The organism is Pseudomonas sp. RA_15y_Pfl2_54, assembly GCF_963971015.1.
In the GTDB taxonomy this organism is placed as follows: domain Bacteria; phylum Pseudomonadota; class Gammaproteobacteria; order Pseudomonadales; family Pseudomonadaceae; genus Aquipseudomonas; species Aquipseudomonas baetica_A.
On record NZ_CAXAPN010000080.1, the window covers coordinates 1 to 2,097 of the forward strand.

At 61.7% G+C, this 2,097-nt stretch carries 1 protein-coding gene; it reads left to right on the plus strand.

Annotated elements, in window-relative coordinates:
- Nucleotides 1-2,097 (plus strand): toxin VasX (locus AACY50_RS28515; protein ID WP_339539926.1); only part of this gene is annotated, 2,097 nt, incomplete at both ends.

The window sequence follows — 2,097 nt, forward strand, 5'->3', positions numbered from 1 at the left end:
GGCCGCTCAGGCCGAACGCGAGGCCAAAGCCCAGCCACACGCTGATATCAGTTGCACGGTGCATCCGTGTCCCGCCAGTCAGCCCGAACTGTTTGTGGTGCCGGTGCGTTACGCGCTGGCGCACGAAAAGGCTGAACACGCTTGTTGCGTTCCCGGTATTACGCCGCAGAGCCGACCGATGGCTGCACGTCGTTTGCGCGCAGGGTTTGTATACCTCTGGCAGCATCAGGGGCCGCTCAAGCGTTTTGCTATTTCGCCGCAGGGGTTGTTGCAGGAACAGGCGCTGGACGCGGCGGCCACTCCGGTAGCCGACGCCACACTCACGGGCCTGGCGCTGCAAAAAATCCACGACGCCTGGATGCTTTACAGCGAATTCCCCTTGAACGCCGAGCACTGCCAGTCACTGAGCGAGAGCAGCGCCAAACGCAGCCAGCACATGCGCCACATTGCCCTGCGCACGGTGGCCGATGAGTTACAAGCTCCGCACTGTCCGCCGTTGGACAAGTGCGATGAGGTCTTGGCCGAACTGATCCCCGGCACCTACGCCCGGTCGATGAAAGCCGATCAGCAAAAAAACGCCGAGGACACCGACGCCCTTGGCGCAACGCTGTTAGACGACCCAACTCCATCCAACATCAAAGCCTACACAGACGCCAAACACCGTATCCGCGAACGTCACAAGGTTCTCGATCAACATCCCGACGCCAGCGACGAGCCGCCGGGCGAATGGAGCGCCGAGTCATGGGACGGTCAGGGCACGCGGGATTGGCTGGAAAACGCCAAAGCGCAAAGAGAGGGATTGTTCGCCGTCTTCGCCTGTCTGGACGATGACTTGGGTGTGTTGCGCGACATCAACCACGAACAGGAATGGCTGGAAGCCGGCCACGAAAAATGGTTGGGCGAAAACAATCTGCGCCTGAGCATCGGCGGCTTTGTGCGCAGCTTGATCAGCGAGGATGGCGCCGAACTGGCCGGTAATCTCAGTTATCGCTACAAGGATCGCGACATCAGCCTCACGCCCGAGCAGGGCCAGATCATGCTCGACACCCAGGATCGCCTGCATGAAGAACTCAGGGTTGAAACCCGGAATCGTCAATACGGCGGTCGGCCGACCCAGGCCGAAGCGGCCGCCCGTGATGCGCGTATCGCAGCCATCGTCGGCCCGGTGCGGGCGTTTATTCCGGCCGACCTGTACTACGAAGCGGAGGAAGTGGTCCGGCAATACCGCGCGGAAAAACACGCCAACCTCAACAATCACGCATTCAGCGCCAAGGTCGGCAAGTACATCGACCTCGATGCCATGGACACATGGTTCACCGACACCGCCGCCGGCCACTTCCAACAACTCGAACAACACCACACTGCGTTGTTCGCCGACCGTGGCGTGTACCTGAAACGCTCGGCCAGCGGCACCTGGTTTGTCGATTACGACGACCTGCCGACGCGCCAATGGCTGACTGAACTCGCCAGCGGTTGCCTGACCGCTCAATGCATCCGCGCCCAAGGCGCCGAGCAATACGCCGACTACGTGCGCGCCGCCGACGGTGGCGCACTTCGGCAACTGTTCAACGCCTGGACACCGTCGCTTGAGGCCGCAGTCAACAACGCCTCGCGCCTTGGCGAGTTGATGGCCGCCCTGTCCGCCGACAACATCAGCGCCACCCATCAGGCCCTGGCGCCGTTGAGTGTGGTGGTGCTGGATGACATCGCGACCATGGCCCGCGAGGCCGACAGTCAATGGAATGTGCTGGTCAATCGGCTGGGTGCAGCGTTGTTGTTGCTCAAGGGTGACAAGGGTTTCAGCGCGTCGTGGATGAGCATTTTTCTTGCCGCGAGGTTGGGCGGGGAAAGCCGTTTGCAGTTCGTGACCGAGGGCGCGCGGCAAGTGTGGAAGTTGTTCGGGCAACGGGCCGAGGCGTTGGGTGAATGGGTGAACAAGACGGGGAAAGCCATTGGGGTTGGGCGGGTGGAGCGGATTGTGAATTCGCCCGTGGTGGTCAACAGCGGGGGAGTGGTGCCGTTGGCGGCGTTGTTGGTGAACGTGGTGAATGTGCAGAACTATTTGAGCGAGGCCGGGGTGCTGGAGGGAATGGATGC